This is a genomic window from Bradyrhizobium sp. MI1.10 (assembly GCF_055811035.1).
Window position 1 is genome coordinate 128425 of record NZ_JBVVPN010000018.1, and the last position, 19393, is coordinate 147817.

Annotated in this window: 15 protein-coding genes; 7 read left to right on the forward strand and 8 right to left on the reverse strand. The window is 63.4% G+C overall.

All coding sequences use genetic code 11. The annotated features are described in order from the left end of the window. The 3 genes from AC0L3K_RS20320 (at window position 1) to AC0L3K_RS20330 (ending at window position 3565) form a co-directional block, all read left to right on the forward strand. Window positions 1-1140 (forward strand): thiolase C-terminal domain-containing protein, encoded by a 1140-nt coding sequence (locus AC0L3K_RS20320; protein WP_219684729.1) that lies wholly within the window; start codon window positions 1-3, stop codon window positions 1138-1140. 266 nt (window positions 1141-1406) lie between these two features. Next, window positions 1407-2321 (forward strand): SDR family oxidoreductase, encoded by a 915-nt coding sequence (locus tag AC0L3K_RS20325; protein ID WP_007593675.1) that lies wholly within the window; start codon window positions 1407-1409, stop codon window positions 2319-2321. Between the two features lie 131 nt (window positions 2322-2452). Then, window positions 2453-3565 (forward strand): SMP-30/gluconolactonase/LRE family protein, encoded by a 1113-nt coding sequence (locus AC0L3K_RS20330; protein WP_473366763.1) that lies wholly within the window; start codon window positions 2453-2455, stop codon window positions 3563-3565. A gap of 99 nt (window positions 3566-3664) precedes the next feature. Here AC0L3K_RS20330 and ppc read toward each other — a convergent pair whose 3' ends face one another. The 3 genes from ppc to AC0L3K_RS20345 form a co-directional block, all read right to left on the reverse strand. Further along, entirely contained in the window at window positions 3665-6454 is a 2790-nt protein-coding gene (gene ppc / locus AC0L3K_RS20335; protein WP_473366764.1) for a phosphoenolpyruvate carboxylase, read from the reverse strand. A gap of 1021 nt (window positions 6455-7475) precedes the next feature. After that, window positions 7476-7958 carry a cupin domain-containing protein gene (locus AC0L3K_RS20340; RefSeq protein WP_473366765.1) on the reverse strand — a complete coding sequence of 161 codons (483 nt, stop codon included), beginning with the start codon at window positions 7956-7958 and terminating at the stop codon, window positions 7476-7478. Between the two features lie 194 nt (window positions 7959-8152). Beyond that, entirely contained in the window at window positions 8153-9031 is an 879-nt protein-coding gene (locus tag AC0L3K_RS20345; protein ID WP_007593688.1) for an SDR family oxidoreductase, read from the reverse strand. A gap of 124 nt (window positions 9032-9155) precedes the next feature. On the opposite strand from AC0L3K_RS20345, the gene AC0L3K_RS20350 reads away from it, so the two are divergent. Further along, a complete protein-coding gene (locus AC0L3K_RS20350; protein WP_007593689.1) occupies window positions 9156-9779 on the forward strand; it encodes a TetR/AcrR family transcriptional regulator in 624 nt (207 codons plus the stop codon). A gap of 345 nt (window positions 9780-10124) precedes the next feature. Next, a complete protein-coding gene (locus AC0L3K_RS20355) occupies window positions 10125-11042 on the forward strand; it encodes an NADP-dependent oxidoreductase (RefSeq protein ID WP_473366766.1) in 918 nt (305 codons plus the stop codon). A gap of 133 nt (window positions 11043-11175) precedes the next feature. On the opposite strand, the gene AC0L3K_RS20360 is transcribed toward AC0L3K_RS20355, so the two are convergent. The 4 genes from AC0L3K_RS20360 to AC0L3K_RS20375 all read right to left on the reverse strand — a co-directional run bounded on the left by AC0L3K_RS20360 (window position 11176) and on the right by AC0L3K_RS20375 (window position 15002). Next, entirely contained in the window at window positions 11176-11355 is a 180-nt protein-coding gene (locus tag AC0L3K_RS20360) for a hypothetical protein (protein WP_473366767.1), read from the reverse strand. Window positions 11356-11942: 587 nt separating this feature from the next. Beyond that, window positions 11943-12347, reverse strand: a complete 405-nt coding sequence (locus AC0L3K_RS20365) for a YccF domain-containing protein (RefSeq protein WP_007593693.1) — start codon at window positions 12345-12347, stop codon at window positions 11943-11945. 171 nt (window positions 12348-12518) lie between these two features. Continuing rightward, window positions 12519-14063, reverse strand: coding sequence for an acyl-CoA synthetase (locus AC0L3K_RS20370; RefSeq protein WP_473366768.1), 1545 nt, complete (start codon window positions 14061-14063; stop codon window positions 12519-12521). Window positions 14064-14192: 129 nt separating this feature from the next. Beyond that, window positions 14193-15002: a crotonase/enoyl-CoA hydratase family protein gene (locus AC0L3K_RS20375; RefSeq protein WP_473366769.1), complete on the reverse strand. Its 810-nt coding sequence runs from the start codon at window positions 15000-15002 to the stop codon at window positions 14193-14195. A 116-nt stretch (window positions 15003-15118) separates the two neighbouring features. Between AC0L3K_RS20375 and AC0L3K_RS20380 the strand changes: the two genes are divergently transcribed. Both AC0L3K_RS20380 and AC0L3K_RS20385 read left to right on the forward strand, forming a co-directional pair. Further along, window positions 15119-15991 (forward strand): SDR family oxidoreductase, encoded by an 873-nt coding sequence (locus AC0L3K_RS20380; RefSeq protein WP_354127674.1) that lies wholly within the window; start codon window positions 15119-15121, stop codon window positions 15989-15991. Window positions 15992-16158: 167 nt separating this feature from the next. Continuing rightward, window positions 16159-17736: a fatty acid--CoA ligase gene (locus AC0L3K_RS20385; protein WP_354127675.1), complete on the forward strand. Its 1578-nt coding sequence runs from the start codon at window positions 16159-16161 to the stop codon at window positions 17734-17736. Between the two features lie 196 nt (window positions 17737-17932). Here the strand turns inward: AC0L3K_RS20385 and AC0L3K_RS20390 are convergent, their stop codons facing one another. Continuing rightward, window positions 17933-19207: an acyl-CoA dehydrogenase family protein gene (locus tag AC0L3K_RS20390; protein WP_007593699.1), complete on the reverse strand. Its 1275-nt coding sequence runs from the start codon at window positions 19205-19207 to the stop codon at window positions 17933-17935. Window positions 19208-19393 lie beyond the last annotated feature (186 nt).

The following is a 19393-nucleotide window of genomic DNA, read 5'->3' on the forward strand; positions in this document are numbered from 1 at the left end:
ATGCGCAGCAACCAGGTTGCCGTCGTCGGCGCGGCCGAGACCACCGAACTCGGTGTCATCCCCAACGCCTCGCAGCTCCAGCTTCACGCGGATGCGGCGCTCAATGCCATCGCCGATGCCGGGCTGAAGCTGTCCGACATCGACGGTTTCGCCACCGCGGTCGAAACGCCGCAGCAGGTCTGTCACTATCTCGGCATCAAGCCGACCTGGGTGGACGGCACCTCAGTCGGCGGCTGCTCGTTCATGCTGCATGTCCGCCATGCCGCCGCGGCGATCGAGGCCGGCCTCTGCAAGACGGTGCTGATCACCCATGCCGAGAGCGGCAAGTCGATGATCGGCAAGGCACCGCGTTCGATCCCCGCCGACAGCCTGCAAGGCCAGTTCGAGGCGCCGTTCGGCGTCTATGGCCCCCCCAGCATGTTCCCGATCCCCGTGCTGCGCTTCATGAAGACCTACGGCATCACGCACGAGCAACTCGCCTCGGTCGCGGTGGTGCAGCGGGAATGGGCGGCGAAGAATCCGCGCGCGATGATGAAGGATCCGATCACGGTCGCGGACGTCCTCAACTCGCGCATGATCGCCTATCCGTTCCGCCTGCTGCAGTGCTGCCTCGTCACCGACGGCGGCGGCGCGTTGATCCTGACCTCGGCCGACCGCGCCAGGGATTTTCCGCGCAAGCCCGTCTACATCATGGGCACCGGCGAGAGCGTGGAGACGCCGATGGTCAGCCAGATGGAGACGTTCAACTCCTCGCGCGCGTTCAAGACCGCGGGGCCCCTAGCGTTCAGGGAGGCCGGCATCGCGCATAAGGACGTCGACCATCTCATGATCTACGACGCGTTTGCGCATCTGCCGCTGTTCGGCCTCGGCGATCTCGGCTTCATGCCGCACGAGGAGACCGGCAAGTTCATCGCCGACGGCAACACGCGGCCAGGCGGCAAGCTGCCGCTCAACACCAATGGCGGCGGCTTGAGCTACATGCATTCGGGCATGTACGGCATGTATGCGCTTCAGGAGAGCGTGCGGCAGATGCGCGGTATTGCGCCAGCGCAGGTCGCGAATGCGAAGATTTCGGTGTGTCACGGCGTCGGCGGCATGTTCGCCGCGTCGGGCACGATCGTGTTTACGAACGAGAGGTAATGAGCTGCTCGCCTCTCCCTCTCCCCGTTCTTACGGGGAGAGGGTTGGGGTGAGGGGCTGCTTCCACACACTCGGACTCGCGGAGAGTCCCCCCTCCCCCGGGTGGCCTGGTGGGTGGGGTCCGCCCGCGCCCCGCCAGCGGGGGGGGGGGCGCCCCCCCCCCCCCCCGGCCCCCGCGGCCCCCCCCCCGCCCCGCGCACGCATTGTGCGCCCCCCCCCCACCTCTCCCCGCAAGCGGGGCGAGGTAAGACAACAGGAGAACCCAAATGACGAAATCACTGCAAGACAAGGTCATCATCGTCACCGGCGCAGGCCGCGGCATCGGGCGGGAGATCGCGCTGCTCTGCGCTGGCGAGGGTGCCAAGGTCGTCGTCAACGATCCCGGCGTCGCCGCTGACGGCGCCGGCACGAGCGCCGCGCCCGCCGAGGAAGTGGTCGAGGAGATCAAGAAGCGCGGCGGCACCGCGGTTGCCAATTTCGAGTCGGTGGCCGAGGCCATCCCCGCGAGCAAGATCGTGAAGACCGCGACCGATCATTTCGGGCGGCTCGACGGCGTGGTCAACAATGCGGGCATTTTGCGCGACATGATCTTCCACAAGATGAGCGTGGAAGCGTTCGAGGCCGTCATCAAGGTGCATTTGATGGGCTCGTTCTACGTTTCGCACGCGGCAGCGCGAATTTTCCGCGAGCAGGAGAGCGGATCGTTCGTGCATTTCACCTCGACCTCCGGCCTGATCGGCAATTTCGGCCAGGCCAACTACGCCGCCGCCAAGCTCGGCATCGTCGGCCTGTCGAAGTCGATTGCGCTCGACATGGGCCGCTTCAACGTCCGTTCCAACTGCGTCTCGCCGTTCGCCTGGACCCGCATGATCGGCACCATCCCGACCGAGACCGAAGCCGAGAAGGCGCGCGTCGAGAAGATCAAGCAGATGGGCCCGGAGAAGATCGCGCCGGTCTGCGCCTATCTGCTCTCCGATGCCGCCAAGGACGTCTCCGGGCAGATCTTTGGGGCACGCATGAACGAGCTGTTCCTGTTCAGCCAGAACCGTCCGCTGCGCTCGGTGCACAGGAGCGAAGGCTGGACGCCGCAGTCGATCGCGGAACATGGCATGCCGGCGCTGAAGGGATCGTTCTACAAGCTCGACCGCTCCGCCGACATCTTCCCTTGGGATCCCGTGTAAGGAATCCCGTCGGACCGCATTTGCGGCATCTCTGCCCTGCGATCTCCGGTTATCTTACTCCGGAGATCGCTCCGCTTTACGCCCGATTGCTGGCGGATCATTTCCTCCCAACACAATTTTGGGAGGAAACCATGACAAGAATACTGACCAACTCCGACGACACGACTGCAAGCAGCGGCCTCGCCCGCCGCACGCTGCTCAAGGGCGCCGCGACTGTCGCCGCGTCTGCCCTGCTCGCCTCGAACGCGGACGCCCGCGACTTCGGCGCCAATGCCGAGCCGCAGCGCTATCCCGATCCTGACATCATTGCCATCGATCCCAAGCGCTTCAAGGCCAAGGTCGGCAACACCGCGATCAAGCGGCTCTATACCGGCTGCCTGTGGGCGGAAGGGCCAGCGTGGAATGCGCAGGGGCAATATCTCGTCTGGAGCGACATCCCCGCCAACCGGCAGCTGCGCTACCTCGACGACGACGGCCATATCTCCGAGCAATTCCACAAGCCGTCGAACGAGGCCAACGGCAACTCCTTCGACACCGAGGGGCGCCAACTCAGTGCCGAGCGCACCCGCCTCGTCCGTTACGAGCACGACGGTGCGGTGACGACGCTGGCCGAGCAAGCCGGTGGCAAGCCGCTCAACGGCCCGAACGACATGGTGGTGCATCCCAACGACAAGGCGATCTGGTTCACCGATCCCGGCTATGGCGCGATCAGCATCTATGAGGGCAAGCTTGCCAACACCGGTTCGCTGCAGCCGTATCAGAAGGAAGCGGTTTATCGCATTGATCCGCAGAGCGGCCAGGTCGCGAAGGTGGCCGACGAGCCGTTCAAGCCGAACGGCATCGCTTTCAGTCACGACTACAAGAAGCTCTATGTCTGCGACACCGGCATCACGCATTATCCGCAAGCCGAGAACGTGGTGTGGTCCTACGACATCGACGGGGCGAAGCTGTCGAACCCGAAGAAGCTGATCGACATGAAGCTCGACGGCAAATCAGGCTTTCCCGATGGGTTGCGGGTCGACACTGAGGGCAATATCTGGGTCGGCGCCGGCTGGGTTGGCCCCGGCTATGACGGCGTGCAGGTGTTCGCGCCGAACGACGGCGCGCGCATCGGGCAGATCCTGTTGCCCGAGACCTGCGCCAACGTTTGCTTCGGCGGCAAGAAGCGCAACCGCCTGTTCATGACCGCGAGCCAGTCGCTCTATGCGGTCTATGTGGAGACGCAGGGCGCGCATTTCTGTTGAACGACCCGCCGTCATTCCGGGGCGGCTCGCAGAGCCGAACCCGGAATCTCGAGGTTCCGGGTTCGATGCTTCGCATCGCCCCGGAACGACGGGCCTGAATTACCCCGTATTCCGTAACCCCGCCGAGATCCCGTTGATCGTCAGCTGAATCCCGCGCAGCACCTGCTCGTCCGGATTCTGCGCGCGGTGCTCTTTCAGCAGCTCGACCTGCACATGGTTGAGCGGGTCGAGATAGGGGAAGCGGTGGCGCACCGAGCGCTCCAGCAGTGGATTGCCTTGCAGCAGACGGTCCTGGCCCATGATGTCCAGCAACGTCTCGATGCAGGAATGCCATTCGCGGCGGATGCGGCCGAAGATTTTTTCGCGGAGCGCCTCGTCGGGCACGAGCTCGGCATAGCGCGACGCGATGGCGATCGAGCTTTTCGCCAGCACCATGTCCATGTTCGACAGCAGCATGCGGAAGAACGGCCATTCCTTGTAGAGCTCTTTGAGGAACGGCATGCCCTTGTCGGGATGCTCCGCGATCCATTGCTCGACGGCACTGCCGAAGCCGTACCAACCGGGCAGCATCAGGCGGCATTGCGCCCAGGAGAACACCCAGGGGATGGCGCGAAGGTCCTCGATCGCCCGGGTCTTCTTGCGCGAGGCCGGGCGGCTGCCGATATTCAGCGTCGCGATCTCGTTGATGACGGTGGACGCCCAGAAATAATCGACGAAGCCGTCGGTCTCGTAGACGAGGCCGCGATAGGCCTTGAAGGCGAGACTTGAAAGCTCGTCCATCGCGGTCAGATATTCGCGCCGCGGCGCGCTCTGGCGCGGATGCAGCAGGCTCGCCTCCAGCGTCGCGGCGGCAAGGATCTCCAGATTGTTGCGGCCAACTTCGGCGTTGGAGTATTTCGACGAGATGATCTCACCCTGCTCGGTGATGCGGATCTGGCCGTTCACCGCACCGCCGGGCTGGGCGATGATGGCATCGTAGCTCGGGCCGCCGCCGCGGCCGACCGAACCGCCGCGGCCATGGAACAGACGCAGGCGCACGCCGTGGCGCTCGAACACATCGACGAGGCCGATCTCGGCCTTGTAGAGCTCCCAGCCCGAGGTGACGAAGCCGCCATCCTTGTTCGAGTCGGAATAGCCCAGCATGACCTCCTGCACGCTGCCGCGGCTGTCGACCAGCCGGCGGTAATCATGCAGCGAGAGCATGCGGTCCATGATGGTGGAAGACGCCTGCAAATCCTCGATGGTCTCGAACAGCGGCACGATGTTGATGGCGCTGCGCCCGGAGGGATGAACGAGGCCGACCTCCTTCAGGAGCACCGCGACCTCGAGCATGTCGGACATGCTCTTGCACATCGAGATAATGCATTGGGGGATGGCATCCGAGCCGAACTTCGCATGCGCCTCCGCGGCCGCATGGAAGACATTGAGCTCGCCCATGGTCTCGTCGCTGTATTTGACGAACGGCGACACCAGCGAGCGCGTCGAGCGCAACTCGTTGGTGAGCAGCGAGATGCGCGCGTCCTCGCCGAGCGCGAGATAGGACATGCCGGGGTTGGCGGCATCCATCAGCTCGGCAATGGTGCGCTCGTGCACCGCCGAGTTCTGCCGGATGTCTAGCCGCGCCAGATGGAAGCCAAAGCAGTCCACCGCACGGCGCAGCAGCCGCAGCCGGCCGCGGGCGATGACGCCGGCGTTGTTGGAGATCAGCGAGCGGTGCAGCACGTCGAGATCGGCCTTGAACTCCCCGACGCTGTCATAGGGCGCGCCCTTGCCGACCGGCCGGCGCGTGATCTCGACCTGAAGCATTTCGGCCGTGGCGGTGAGGCGCGCATAGATGCCCGAGACCGCAAGCCGATAAGGCTCGCCGCTCCGGTGCGGCGAGGTATCGGGCGAGCGCTCAGCGAGCGTGCGCAGCTCCTCGGAGACGTCGGCGAGATGCGCTGCGATCGACAGCTCGGAGCCGAGCACGTGCAGCTCATTGAGATAGAACTGCATCACCCGGCTCGACTGCAACCGCAGCGTGCCGCGCATCACGTCGGCGGTGACGAAGGGATTGCCGTCGCGGTCGCCGCCGATCCAGCTGCCCATGCGCAGGAACGAGGCGAGCTCGCCGGCCGCCTGCTCGCCGCCCTCCTCCAGCCGGTCCTCCAGCGTGTTGACCAGCCGCGGCACCTCGCGCAGAAACGTGTAATCGTAGAACGACAGGCCGTTGGCGACCTCATCGAGCACGGTGAGCTTGGTCCGGCGCAGCAGATTGGTCTGCCACAGCGTCAGCACCTCGCGGCGGAGCTGCTCGTCGCTTGCGGCGGCCTCCTCCGCCGTCAGCGCGACACGCTCGCGACGATCGAGCAGGGCGGCGACCTCCATCTCGCGGTCCATCGTGCTCTTGCGGCGGACCTCGGTCGGATGCGCGGTCAGGACCGGGCTGACCAGCGCGCTCTTGAAGAAGTTGCGCAGGGCATCGGCGCCGATGCCCGCAGCCCTGGCATGGGCAAGCGTCTCGGCCAGCACGCCGGAGCCGCCGCCCTTGTTGGCGCGCATCTGGCGAATGTTGTTCTGGTCTTCGGCGATGTTGGCGAGGTGGGAGAAATAGCTGAAGGCGCGGACGATCCGCACCGTCTCCGAGGTCGACATGCTGTCGAGGATCTGCTCGAGCTCGCGACGGGCGAGCCGGTCCTCATCGCGGTGGAATCGGATCGAGGTCTGCCGGATGCGCTCGACCAGGTCGAACAATTCGGCGCCCTCCTGGTCGCGCACGGTGTCGCCGAGGATGCGCCCGAGCAGGCGGATATCGTCCCGCAGGCGCGCATCCGCCTCCAACGCCTGGACATCCTCGGGGCGGTTGTTGCGTTGGTCGGCGGTGTCGGATGGTAATGTCTGGAGGGACATGGCTCGGCTCCCCTTGTAGAGCTCCCTATGGCTCCCCGGCCCGGTCGAGTGTGCGATATTCTTCTGCCGCAGTGCAAGGTGAACTTGGTGGCGGCGCACACCACCGGCGCCGTTCGTGTCCCGGGCACGAGAGATTTGCCTGCAACTCGTCACTGCACACATCCGCGGTCTCGCGGCGCGGGCGCCCGAGTTTTGCTGTCCGTTTCGCCCTCATCGCAAAGAAAGGGCGCAGGGAAGGCCGGGCGCCGGCTGGCACCCAGGGTCCGCACGCGAAAAACGCACGCGGGGGTGACCACAGGTGATGCCGGAACATCCGGCCTTCCCTGCGCAATGGTTTTACGGCTTATGGCGCGCTCTCCCCGGGGAGCGATGCACTATTGCCCCCGTCGCCTTGCGGATGATCGATGCGCGCACCCGGTCGGGCCGCACATCACCGCAAGCCTTGACGCACAGACCCCGGGCGTCAGGACCACACGCTTTTGCCGTCCGCGGACGTCCCTCCCCGGAGCTCCGGAAGCTTGCGCGTGCTCGCCACCGAAGCCGAAAAGAACCGCTGTGACCGCGCCGGGTCGTTCGCGCGGATCGCGATGGCTCACAGGCATAGCCCGCCCTGCCACCTCGTCACGCGCCGGCGCTGCCGCGTCCATCGCATCCCGGCTCACGTATCGTGACGATCGCGAAACGCCCTTTTTAGCGGGCCGGGATGGCTGCGGTTTACCCGAAGAGAAGAATTCGGTCAATCAGAATATTCGACGGCCCGGTGCTTGACCTGCACGTGGCGTGTTTTGCTTGTCGGGCAACGCGAGGAATGGTGTGCTCGGCGTCGACTGAGCGCCCCACCCACTGCCACGAGCGGACATGGCTATGGTGTGAGAGAGCCATCCGCTCTCCCTTGGGCCGCGTAGGATGGGTAGAGCGCTTGCGAAACCCATCATGCTTCGTCTGCGGCGGAGGGATTGATGGGTTTCGCTGCGCTCTACCCATCCTACGAGTGCTGAAGCGCTCGGCAGGTCGACCAACGTTATTTTTGCTTTCGAGGATCATCCTCGGCGTTCAAATAGTCGATGCCTGTCGGTCCAATCCCGGTAATCTCGAAGATCACCTCTTCGTCCCTGGTTTCCGCAAACTGCCACACCTTTGGCGGCACGTGCGAAAACGTACCGGGGGGAAAGCTCAGGAGCTTCGATGCATCGACCTTGTCGCCCAGCGCAGAATAGTACGTCCCCGAAATGATGACGCGAACGCGTTCATCGGGGTGAGAGTGCACAGGCATTTTGGAATTCGCCGGTACTTTGAGTCGAACGGTATAGAGGCCCGGCTTGCCCGGATTGCCGTGTAGCACCGCCGATTGCGTCCCCTTAGGCATCGAAAGCAGCGGGCTCCACTTCAGTTCGGTCGCCGTCACGCGCTTGTATTCAAGTGAACTATCTTCCGCGAGGGCCGCACAAAATCCACTCGTCGCAAGGACGGCCAACAAACCGATCCCAAACTTGAGAAAGGACATCTCGGGCTCCGTTGAAAATATCCGGCGCCGCTACTCTACTCCAAGTGGTCTTTCTCTGCCATGGGTCGTCAGCACGCGTAGGATGGGTTTGGCGCTCGCAAAACCAATCATGCTTCGTCATCGGCGGACGGTGATGGGTTTCGCTCACGCTCTATCCTTCCTACGAGCTGTACAGTGTGCTTATCGCCTTCGCGTCAAATCATACTCGCCATGCCGAGCGCGCGAAGAAGGTCGTTCTGAATCGGGGCGACGGCCTCGTTCAGACGCTGGACACCGAGATCCATGCCTTCGGGCATCACGACCGTCCGCAGAGGCCGCCGTTCCGTGGCCTCGACCAGCTGCGCGATCGCATTCGCGACGAGCTGGGGCTGCGGCGGATTCTGCGGGTCGTTTCCATCGTTGGAGTGCTGCTTGATCTGACCCGGGATCGCCGCAACACCGCCATAGGTTTTCAGCACGTCTTGGTCGGAGGGTTCAGGGCTGGATGGAAGAAGGTTGCTCGGGAACGGGCCTGGCTCGACGATGACCGAATCCACACCGAAGCTCGAAAGCTCGTAGCGGTAGGCTTCCGCGAGGGCTTCGAGCGCGAACTTGCTGGCGGAATAGACACCGAAGAACGGGAAGACCACCCGCCCCATGAGCGACGTGACATGGACGAGGACGCCGCTGCCGGCAGCCCGCATGTGCGGCAGAACGGCACGATCGGTACGAACGGCGCCGAAGAAGTTCACGGCGAACTGCGCTTCGATATCCTTGACCGTATAGGCTTCCGTGACGCCGACGGGCATCATTCCCGCGTTGTTGACCAGGGCATCGACCCGGCCGTGCTGCCGGACGACTTCCGCGATCGCGGCGTTGACGGATTGTTCGTCGGCGACGTCCATCTCGAGGACCTGGAGCGCACGCCCTTCAGCCTTTGCCGCTTCGACAAGCTCGTCGCGAACACGGCCATTTCTTCCTGCGACATCGCGCATGGCAGCAACCACCGTGTGACCCCGCTTTGCGAGCTCCAAGGCGGTGAGTTTCCCAAAACCACTGCTCGCACCCGTCACAACCACAACTTTTCCGCTCATCTCACGATCTTTCTCTGAAATCCAAGGAATAATGAATCTATAGACAGACCTGTATGTCTTTGCAATCCCTAGATTGACAGAATAGTCTGTCCAGCGACGCATACGGCTCGGTTAAGGACGATCGATGAGCACGCTGCTTGATTTCGTGGACGTGGATATTCAACCGCTCGATGCGCTCGCCCCGCGCGAGCGCATTTTGAAGACGGCGTCAGACCTGTTTTACCGGTTCAGCATCAACTCCGTCGGAATCGACCGGATCATCGCCGAAAGCGGCGTGGCCAAGATGACGTTCTACAAGCACTTTCCCTCGAAGGCCGACCTCATCGCCACTTATCTGCGCTACAAGAGCGCCGTCTGGTTTCAGATGCTTTCGACCTCCACCGAGCGAGCCGGTCTCACGCCAGTGGAGCGCGTTCTCGCTGTTTTCGACGCACTCGAACAACCGCTCCTTGCGCCTTCGTTCCGCGGCTGTCCGTTCGCCAAAGGAATGGCCGAATTCGGCCCGGAGGCAAACTCCCCGGGCGTAGAGGCGACCATCGCAGCGTATTTTACAAAGTTGCACGACTTCGTTGCGTCACTCGTTGAGCCCTTGTCATTGAGCAAACCCGAAAGGGCCGTGATCCAGATCCTGTCGCTGTTCGAAGGCTCGCTCGTGATCGCACAGTCAACGCGTGATCCCGCCATCGTCGAGGCTAACCGCGAGGCAGCCAGAGTGTTGTTGGAACAAGGGATCGCATCGTCGTCTTAATCTGGAGCCCTTGCGAAACTCTTCCTGGTTCGTCACTGGCGGACGGATCGATGGGGGCCGCTGGCGCTCTCCCCATCCTACGCGCTCAAGCTAAGCGCCGCCTGAATGCGCTTGGTACAGCCAGAATTTGCAATCTTGGTACTGGTTTCATGACCAGGCGCGACGCATCTAGCTGCTAGTACCGCGACCGAAGCGAACCCGATCGGCAGTCTCAGTACGAGCCGGTCAATGCAGACAGCGCAGATCGCGGGCACTTCCACACTGCCCGGCAGTTTGTGGATAGCCGTTGTGCTTACGCTGCCTGCAACAGTTGCATCAACAGACAATGACCGAGGAGATAATCCTATGAAGGCGATCGTTGTGAGGGAACGGGCCCCGGGAACGGCCGGGATGAAGCTGGTGGAGCGGCCCGAGCCGCAGGCATCGATAAACGATGTCGTTGTTCGGGTTCATGCGTCGGGATTTGTTCCGACCGAGCTGACGTGGCCCTCGACCTGGACCGATCGCCTCGAGCGTGACCGAACACCGTCGATCCCTGGGCACGAGTTGGCTGGAGTGGTCACCGCTCTCGGATATGGCACTACGGGGTTGTCGGTAGGACAGCGGGTGTTTGGCCTCGCGGACTGGTATCGCGACGGCACGCTCGCCGAGTATGTGGCGATCGAGGCACGCAATCTCGCGCCGCTCCCGGGCGACGTCGACTTCACAGTGGGCGCAAGCCTGCCGATCTCGGGCCTGACGGCATGGCAAGGGCTGTTCCAGCACGGCCGCTTTCAGGCGGGGCAAAGCGTCCTCGCACACGGCGCGGCCGGTGCAGTCGGGTCGATGGTGACGCAACTCGCACGAGAGGCCGGCGCCCACGTCATCGGCACCGGACGCGCCGCCGACCGTCAGACAGTGCTCGACTTCGGCGCGAAGGAGTTCGTTGACCTCGACAACGATGCCCTGGAAGACATCGGCAAAGTCGACTTGGTGTTCGATGTCATCGGCGGTGACATCCAGAAGCGGTCCGCAGCATTGATTCGAGCCGGAGGAACACTGGTCACCATCGTCGGGCCCGCAGAGGCGCGACCCTCCGACGGCCTGGCGGTCGACTTTGTCGTCGAGGCCGATCGTGCCCAACTGAGTGAGATCGTCCAGCGGGTGCGGGACGGACGATTGCGGACAAACATCGGCAACGTCTCGATGTTCGACGATGCCGTCGCCGCCTTAAATCCGACCAGGCGACGCAAGGGGAATACGATCATTCGCGTTCGTCCCTGAGGGCGCATGCGCATTGATGCACGCAGCGTGCAGGATGGGCCGAGCGCTTGCGAAACCCATCATGCTTCGTCATCGGCGGACGGTTTGATGGGTTTCGCTCACGCTCTACCGATCCTACGAGCTTGGTTGGTCCTCAAGCTCCCGGATGTGCTTCGCGGTCCGCATTAACATCGGTACCAACTCCGATCTCGGGACAATCGTGACGCTCACCAGTGGTGATGGTGCCGCCAGCCATAATGATGACCTCGGCCTCTGCCCCAACCGTAATGATGACCACGGCCACCGTGATGACCCCAGCCGTGGCCACCACCATGCCCGTGGCCGCCCTTGACCTCGATAGTGGCAGTCTGTGACGCGCCCAGTGCGTCCGGCTTGGCAGCGGGCATCGCCGAAGCAGAAGGTGAGGGTATTAAAGCAACGCCCCCCGCCACAAAGCCGATCAAACAAAGCCACTTCATGCAATCGCCTCCCGATAACAATGAGCCAAGGGCCAGCCGGCCGCGGCACATTGCGGCCGCGTTCGCTCCCGTTCTTCAACAATGAAGCCGGGAAAAAGTTGCAATGAATCTGACGCATTGCCGAGGGGCAGGATACCTATGCCCGGTCGAAAGCAGTCGTGCTCCACTTCGAATCAGCGCGTAGGATGGGTTGAGCCCTTGCGAAACCCATCATGCTTCATCATCGGCGGACGGATTGATGGGTTTCGCTGGCGCTCTACCCGTCTTACGAGCTGAGCAAGCGCCTCGTCCTTCGAGACGACCGCTTCGCGGTCTCCTTAGGATGAGGCTGAGTTGCGTCGGGATTCGTTGCAGGTGGAGCCACGTGTTCCGCCCTCATCCTGAGGGCCCGCCAACGGCGGGCGTCTCGAAGGATGTGCCGCGGGGACGCTTACGAGTTCCCCTAAGCCGGCACGATCACCTTGCCGATCGGCCAGAGCGCGATGCCCGCGAGCTTGAGGTGGGCCCAGGCGAAGGGAATGCCGATGATGGTGATCGCGAGGGCCAGGGCGGTGAGGAGATGGCCGAGCGCCAGCCACCAGCCAGCCAGCACGAACCAGATGATGTTGCCGATCACCCCGAGCGGACCGGTGCCGACATCCTCGACACCGGTGACCTCATAGCGGCTGACCGCCCGCGAGCCGAACGGCATCAGCGTGTAGACCGCGATGTTGAACGCTGCCCGCGCCCACGGGAGGCCAATGATGGTGATCGCCATGATGACCGCGGCGATCAGCCAGCCGAGCGCCATCCAGGCGCCGCCGATGAGGATCCAGAGCAGGTTGAGCAGGATGGAAACGGGAGCCATGGGATGATCCGCGAGACGGTGATCCCGTGAGTATAGCACGATGAGCGAGGTTGCGGTCGACGAAGCCGCTCACGAATTCACGGGCGTGTGTAGCCCGGATGAGCGAAGCGACATCCGGGGCTTATTATCCCGGGTATCGCTTCGCTCACCGGGGCTACGCACTACGCACCGTCAGATCTTCCGCCCCGCCTGCTCCCAATAGGGATCGCGCAGGCGGCGCTTGAAGATCTTGCCGGAATCTTCGCGCGGCAGCCCGGCGCGGATCTCGATGTGTTTTGGCACCTTGTAGTCGGCGAGCGAGGCCTTCAGCCGGGCGCGGATTTCGGCGGCGTCGAGCGTAACGTCGGCTTGCGGCTCGACCACGGCCATCAGCGCCTCACCGAACTCGGCATCGGGGATGCCGAACACCGCGCAATCATGCACGCCGGGCACGGCGTGCAGTACGGATTCAATCTCGGCCGGGTAGATGTTGACGCCGCCCGAGATCACCATGTCGCGCTTGCGGTCGCAGATGAAGACGTAGCCCTCTTCGTCGATATAGCCGACGTCGCCCGAGGTGATGAAGCCGTCGCGGTCGATCTCGGCGCGCTTCTCCGGCTTGTTGTGATAGGTGAAATCGGCCATCCCGGCCATGCGGGAATAGATCTCGCCGATCTCGCCTACGCCCAGCAGGCGTCCGTCATCGCCGATGAAGCGCAGCTCGGCGCCGGGCGAAATCCTGCCGACGGTGCCGGGTTTCCTTAGCGCATCCTCGGAGGTCGCGAAGGTGACGGCGCTGGATTCGGTCGAGCCGTAGAATTCGTAGATCACCGGCCCCCACCACTCGATCATGGCGCGCTTGACGTCCGCCGGACAGGGTGCTGCGGCGTGAATGATGTGGCGCAGCGAGGAGACGTCGTATTTCCTGCGCACCTCCTCCGGCAGCTTCATCAGGCGGATGAACATCGTCGGGACCATGAAGATCGTGTCGATCTTGTACCGGGCGATCAGCCCGAGAAATTCCTCGGGCTCGAAGCGCGGCATCAGCACCAGTGCACCGCCGAGTTTTCCCGCGCGGATGGCGAACGAGTTCGGCGCGGAGTGATAGAGCGGGCCCGGCAGGATCGTGCGCGCCCCGGGCTTCAGCCCGTAGATCATCGCGCGCATGCGCTCGCCGGCGGCCGCCTGTTCCGGCGTCGGTGCATTGCGCCGTACGCCCTTGGGATGGCCTGTCGTGCCCGAGGTGTAGATCATGTTCATGGGCTGCGGCACGATCGGGCCGTCATAGGGCTGGTGCTGTGCGAGCCAAGGTTCGAAATCGATCGCGAAGTCCGGCGTCTTCAGATGATCGGGATCGATCTTGTAGTTGGACAGGATCTCCGGCGGCGTCGGCACGCTGAGCACGGTGACGCCTTTCGGGATCGCATCGCGCAAGGCATGCAGCATGTCGGCATGGCCGATCAGCACGGAGGTGCCGGTGTCGTTCAGGATGTAGGTGATCTCCTCCGGCTTGAAGTGCCAGTTGATCGGCACGCCGTAGGCGCCCAGCCGCATCGCGGCATAGGCAGCTTCCAGAAAGGCAATGTCGTTGCGCATCAACATGCAGACGCAATCGCCCTGCCTGACGCCGATTTGGCTGAGGCCCGCGGCGATGCGATCGGCACGATCAGCGACCTCGGCATGGGAGCGGCTGCGCTCACCGGAGACGATGCCGAGGAAATTTGACGTTTCGCTCATTGTTGGTTTTTCATTGTTGTTGAAGTTGCCCCTCATGGTGAGGAGGCGCAAGGCGCCGTCTCGAACCATGAGAGCCCGAGGCCCATCCCTCGAGACGCCGCTTCGCGGCTTCTCGGGATGAGGTCTGCGCTAATCCGCAAACTTCGCCGCGCGCTTCTCCAGATTGGCTCGCACCGCCTCGGTCTGGTTCGCACTGCCGATCAGCTTCTGCTGCTCGACGGACTCGGCGAGCAGTGCGGGGCCCGGATCGACCGAGAGATTGTTGAGCATGCGTTTGGCGGCGCGGATCGCATCGGGGCTTTTTCCCGCGATCTCGCGCGCGACGTCGAGGGCGCTCGCGCGCGGGTCGTCGCAGATGCGCGTGGCGAGACCGTAAGCCATCGCCTCCTGCGCGGAGAAGATGCGGCCGGTGTAGGTGAGATCGCGCAAGATATCGTCGCGCACGAGTGAAGCCAGGATCGGCGTGCCCGCCATGTCGGGCACCAGGCCCCATTTGATTTCCATCACCGACATCCGCGCATCGGAGGTCAGGAAGCGCATGTCGGCGCCGAGCGCGAGCTGGAAGCCGCCGCCGAAGGCGACGCCCTGGATCGCCGCGATCACCGGGACCGGAAGCTGGCGCCAGCCCCACACCGCCTGTTGCGCAAAGTTCGCCTGGCCGTGCGTGCGTTTGGTGAGATCGCGATTTTCGCCACCCGGAATTCCGTTGCCGCCCTTCTCCTTCATGGCGGCAAAACGCCCCATGTCGAGACCGGCGCAGAAGGCGCGGCCCTCGCCCGACAGCACCGCGACGCGTACGCTCTTGTCCTTTGAAAGCCGGTCGGTTGCGGCGACAAGGGCCTCGAACATGGCCTGATCCAGCGCATTCATCTTGTCCGCGCGCACCAGCCGAACATCGGCGACGCCTTCCGAGATCGAGATCGAGACGCGCTCTTCCATGAATGAATTCTCCCCTGGTTCCCTGCTGTTCTTGTTCGTTGCCGCTTTACAGGACGACGGCGGCCGGATTTAGTCAATCGATCAATTAATCGACAATCGCAACGGGGAAAACAGCCATGTTCAAGGAAAATCTTCTGGCGGGACGGCGCATCCTCGTGACCGGCGGCGGCACCGGGCTCGGCAAGTCGATGGCGGCGCGCTTCCTCCAGCTCGGCGCCGAGGTGCACATCTGCGGCCGGCGCAAGATCGTTTGCGACGAGACCGCGACCGAGCTGATGGCCGAGTATGGCGGCCGCGTGAGCAGCCACGGCGTCGACATCCGCAACGCGCTCGCGGTCGAGGAGATGATCGAGACCATCTTTCGCGACGGCCCCCTCACCGATCTCATCAACAACGCCGCCGGCAATTTCATCTCGCGCAGCGAGGAACTGTCGCCGCGCGGCTTCGACGCCGTCGCCAACATCGTCATGCACGGCACGTTCTATGTGACGCAAGCGGTCGGCAAGCGCTGGATCGCGTTGAAGCAGCCCGGCAACGTGGTCTCGATCACCACGACCTGGGTGCGCAACGGCTCGCCCTATGTGGTGCCGTCGGCGATGAGCAAGTCGGCGATCCACGCCATGACGATGTCGCTCGCCACCGAATGGGGCCGCTACGGCATCCGGCTGAACACGATCGCACCGGGCGAGATCCCGACCGAGGGCATGAGCAAGCGCATCAAGCCCGGCGACGAAGCCGGCGCGCGCACCAAGGCGATGAACCCGATGGGCCGCGTCGGCACCATGGAGGAATTGCAGAACGTCGCCGTGTTCCTGATCTCGGGCGGCTGCGACTGGATCTCCGGCGAGACCATCGCCATGGACGGCGCGCAGGCGCTCGCGATGGGCGGCAATTTCTACCAGCTCCGCGACTGGACCGACGACGACTGGAAAACCGCGCGCGAGAGCATCATGGCGCAGAACGAAAAGGATCGTGCGAAGCGGGGGTGACGTAGTCGTCCTGGCGAAAGCCAGGACCCATTACCACCGAATGCTTTTTGGCGAAGATTGGTCATGGCCGGTCTTCGCCAAATTGCGTGCGTACCTCCCCCGTCTTGTCTTCCCCTGCGGATGACGCCACACTCCGCAGCATAAGAACAAGACGGTATGGGAGAAACATGACCACACAGCCATTGGCCAATCTCGCCGACGTGGTGCGCGAGCGCGCCAAGAGCCGCGGCAACGCGATCGCCTTCGAGTTCGAAGGCCGCGTCACCAGCTTTGCCGAATTCGACGTCAAGACGAATAAAGTGGCCAACGCGCTGATTGCCATGGGTGTGAGACGCGGCGAGCGCATCGCCTATCTCGGCAAGAACAGCGACATCTATTTCGAGCTGCTGATGGGCGCCATGAAGGCCGGCGTGGTGATGGCGCCCGTGAACTGGCGGCTCGCGGGCCCCGAGGTCGCCTTCATCGTGAGCGACTGCAAAGCGCCGGTGCTGTTCGTGGGACCTGAGTTCATCGCCCTGGTCCGCCAGATCAAGGGCCAGTTGCCGGGCGTGCGCAGCGTCATCACCACCGAAGGTGGCGCGCCGGAATGGCAGGATTTTACAGCTTGGCGCGATGCACAGAGTGGCGATGATCCCAAGGTGCCGATCGACGCGAAGGACATCGCGATTCAGCTCTATACGTCGGGTACGACGGGCAAGCCGAAGGGCGCGATGCTGTCGCATGCGAACTTCCTCAACCTCGTGCAAACCGGCAATGCCGAGGACAAGCCGGAGTGGAACCGGTGGTCGACCGACGACGTGTCGCTGGTCGCGATGCCGATCTTCCATATCGGCGGTTCCGGCTGGGGCGTGATGGGGCTCTATCACGGCGCCCGCGGCGTGATCGCGCGCGAGTTCGATCCGACAAAAGTGCTGGATTTTTTCGAACAGTCCGGCATCACAAAGCTGTTCATGGTGCCCGCCGCGATGCAGTTCGTGGTGCGGCAGCCGCGCGCGAGGACTGTCGATTTCTCGCGGTTGAAATACATGCTGTACGGCGCCTCCCCGATCCCGGCGGCGCTGCTGAAGGAATGCATCGAGATCTTCAAATGCGGCTTCGTGCAGATGTACGGCATGACCGAGACCACCGGCACCATCGTCGCGCTGCCGCCGGAGGATCATATCGAGGGGCTGGAGCGGATGCGCTCGGCCGGCAAGGCGCTGCCGGGCGTCGAGATCGCGATCCTCGATGTCGATGGCAAGCCGCTGCCGCCGCGCGAGGTCGGCGAGATCGCGACACGCTCGGGCTCCAACATGGCAGGCTACTGGAACCTGCCGGAAGCGACCGCCGCGACACTACGCGGCGACGGCTGGCTTCGCACCGGTGACGCCGGCTACATGGACGAAGACGGCTATCTCTACATCCACGACCGCATCAAGGACATGATCATCTCCGGCGGCGAAAACATCTACCCGGCCGAAGTCGAGAGCGCGCTGTGCGATCATCCCGACGTCGCGGAAGCCGCAGTGATCGGCATACCCGACGACAAATGGGGCGAGGCGGTGAAGGCCGTCGTGGTGATGAAGCCGGGCAAGCAGGCGACCGCCACCGACATCATCAACTTCACCCGCGAGCGCATCGCCGGGTTCAAGACGCCGAAGAGCGTGGAGTTCCTGCCGGCGCTGCCGCGCAATCCGTCAGGCAAGATTTTGCGGCGGCAATTGCGCGAGCCATATTGGGCGGGGAAGGATAGAAGGGTGAATTAGGCCGACTGCGAGAAGCGATGGTGCAATCGGGAGCTCCGCCCATGGCGACATCTCTGGATTGCTTCGCTTCGCTCGCAATGACGGTGTGGAGGCGGATGCGCGCCTCTCTCCTCCGTCATTGCGAGGAGCCCTTGCGACGAAGCAATCCAGACTGTCTCTCTGGAAAGACTTTGGATCGCTTCGCTCGCGATAACAGCTAATGCTTCCCCGGCCCCATATAGCCGAACAAAAATCCCGCCACCTTGCGGATCTGGATCTCCTCGCTGCCTTCGGTGATGCGGTAGCGGCGGTGGTGGCGGTAGATGTGCTCGAACGGCTTGTGGCGTGAATAGCCCATGCCGCCGTGGACCTGCATGGCGCGGTCGGCGGATTCGCAGCAGAGGCGGTTTGCCCAATAGTTGCACATCGAGACGCGGTCGGAGAGCGTGCGCTCGATCTGCTCCTCAGTGAGCTTGTCCATCTCCCAGGCGGTCTTGCGGATCAGCAGCCGCAGCATCTCGGCCTGGGTCGCAAGCTCGACCAGCGGGAACTGGATCGCCTGGTTCTCGGCCAGCGCCTTGCCGAACGGTTTTCGCTCGCGCGCATATTTCACGCTCTCGTTGATACAGTAGACCGCTGCCCCCAACGAACTCGCCGCCTGCCGGATACGGTTCTGATGGACAAAACATTGTGCCAGCGACAGGCCGCGCCCGACCTCGCCGAACAGCGCATCCTCCGGCACGAACACGTCCGTGAAGCTGACGCGAGGATGATCGGTCGGCATGTTGAAGGTCCACATGTACTCTTCGATCTTCACGCCCTGGCTCTTGGCCGGCACCAGGAAACAGGTGATACCGCGGGCATCGCCGTCATTGCCGCTGGTGCGCGCGAACAGCGCGCAATGCGTGGCGACGTGCATGCCGGTCGTCCACATCTTCTCGCCGTTGATGATCCAACCCTTGACGTTGTCGCGGGTCGCGGGCACCGCGCGCGTTTCCATGTGGGTGGCGTCGGAGCCATGATTTGGCTCGGTCAGGCCGAAGGTGATGCGGTACTTGCCCTTGATCGAGCCATCGATCATCGCCTTCTGGTCGTCGCGTCCGTAGCGATCGAGCATGGTAGCGACGGGGAAGTTGCCGACGATGGAATGCTCGTTCTGAAGATCGTTGTGCAGGCCGAGCCCCTTGGCGGCAAAGTGCTCGCGGATCACGGCCATCCAGAGATTGGAGCCATCCTTTCCGCCATATTGCTTCGGCACCGGAAATCGCAAATGACCGGCCGCGTCCGCGAGATCCTTGGCCTTGCGCAGCAGCGCTTCCCATTCGTGGCGCGGCAGGCCGCCATTCTCGAAATCGGTGCGGGCCCATTCGCGACGATGATCGAAGAAGCGGATATTATCATCGGCCTCTTCCAGCGGCTTGATCTCGCGTTCGATGAAACGGTCGAGCTCTGCGAGATAGGCGACGAGATCGGCAGGCAATGAGAAATCCACGGCTCTCTCCCGGGTGTTTTTTCGTTTTGCGTTAAGGCGCTGGGCGCAGCTTTGCTTCGCACGATTAAGGTAAGAAGAGCGTCGCCAAGTCAAGCAATGGGAGGCGTACCGGATGCGCAGGGCGCATTGCGCAATTCGATGGTGCTCTAGCGCGGTGGCGCGGTAGTATTCCGGCAATATTCCTTC

Excerpts from the sequence above, each read along its gene's own strand:
- AC0L3K_RS20320 (WP_219684729.1), top strand. The coding sequence starts at position 1 with ATGCGCAGCAACCAGGTTGCCGTCGTCGGCGCGGCCGAGACCACCGAA.
- AC0L3K_RS20325 (WP_007593675.1), top strand. The coding sequence starts at position 1,407 with ATGACGAAATCACTGCAAGACAAGGTCATCATCGTCACCGGCGCAGGC.
- AC0L3K_RS20330 (WP_473366763.1), top strand. The coding sequence starts at position 2,453 with ATGACAAGAATACTGACCAACTCCGACGACACGACTGCAAGCAGCGGC.
- ppc (WP_473366764.1), bottom strand. The coding sequence starts at position 6,454 with ATGTCCCTCCAGACATTACCATCCGACACCGCCGACCAACGCAACAAC.
- AC0L3K_RS20340 (WP_473366765.1), bottom strand. The coding sequence starts at position 7,958 with ATGTCCTTTCTCAAGTTTGGGATCGGTTTGTTGGCCGTCCTTGCGACG.
- AC0L3K_RS20345 (WP_007593688.1), bottom strand. The coding sequence starts at position 9,031 with ATGAGCGGAAAAGTTGTGGTTGTGACGGGTGCGAGCAGTGGTTTTGGG.
- AC0L3K_RS20350 (WP_007593689.1), top strand. The coding sequence starts at position 9,156 with ATGAGCACGCTGCTTGATTTCGTGGACGTGGATATTCAACCGCTCGAT.
- AC0L3K_RS20355 (WP_473366766.1), top strand. The coding sequence starts at position 10,125 with ATGAAGGCGATCGTTGTGAGGGAACGGGCCCCGGGAACGGCCGGGATG.
- AC0L3K_RS20360 (WP_473366767.1), bottom strand. The coding sequence starts at position 11,355 with ATGGTGGTGGCCACGGCTGGGGTCATCACGGTGGCCGTGGTCATCATT.
- AC0L3K_RS20365 (WP_007593693.1), bottom strand. The coding sequence starts at position 12,347 with ATGGCTCCCGTTTCCATCCTGCTCAACCTGCTCTGGATCCTCATCGGC.
- AC0L3K_RS20370 (WP_473366768.1), bottom strand. The coding sequence starts at position 14,063 with ATGAGCGAAACGTCAAATTTCCTCGGCATCGTCTCCGGTGAGCGCAGC.
- AC0L3K_RS20375 (WP_473366769.1), bottom strand. The coding sequence starts at position 15,002 with ATGGAAGAGCGCGTCTCGATCTCGATCTCGGAAGGCGTCGCCGATGTT.
- AC0L3K_RS20380 (WP_354127674.1), top strand. The coding sequence starts at position 15,119 with ATGTTCAAGGAAAATCTTCTGGCGGGACGGCGCATCCTCGTGACCGGC.
- AC0L3K_RS20385 (WP_354127675.1), top strand. The coding sequence starts at position 16,159 with ATGACCACACAGCCATTGGCCAATCTCGCCGACGTGGTGCGCGAGCGC.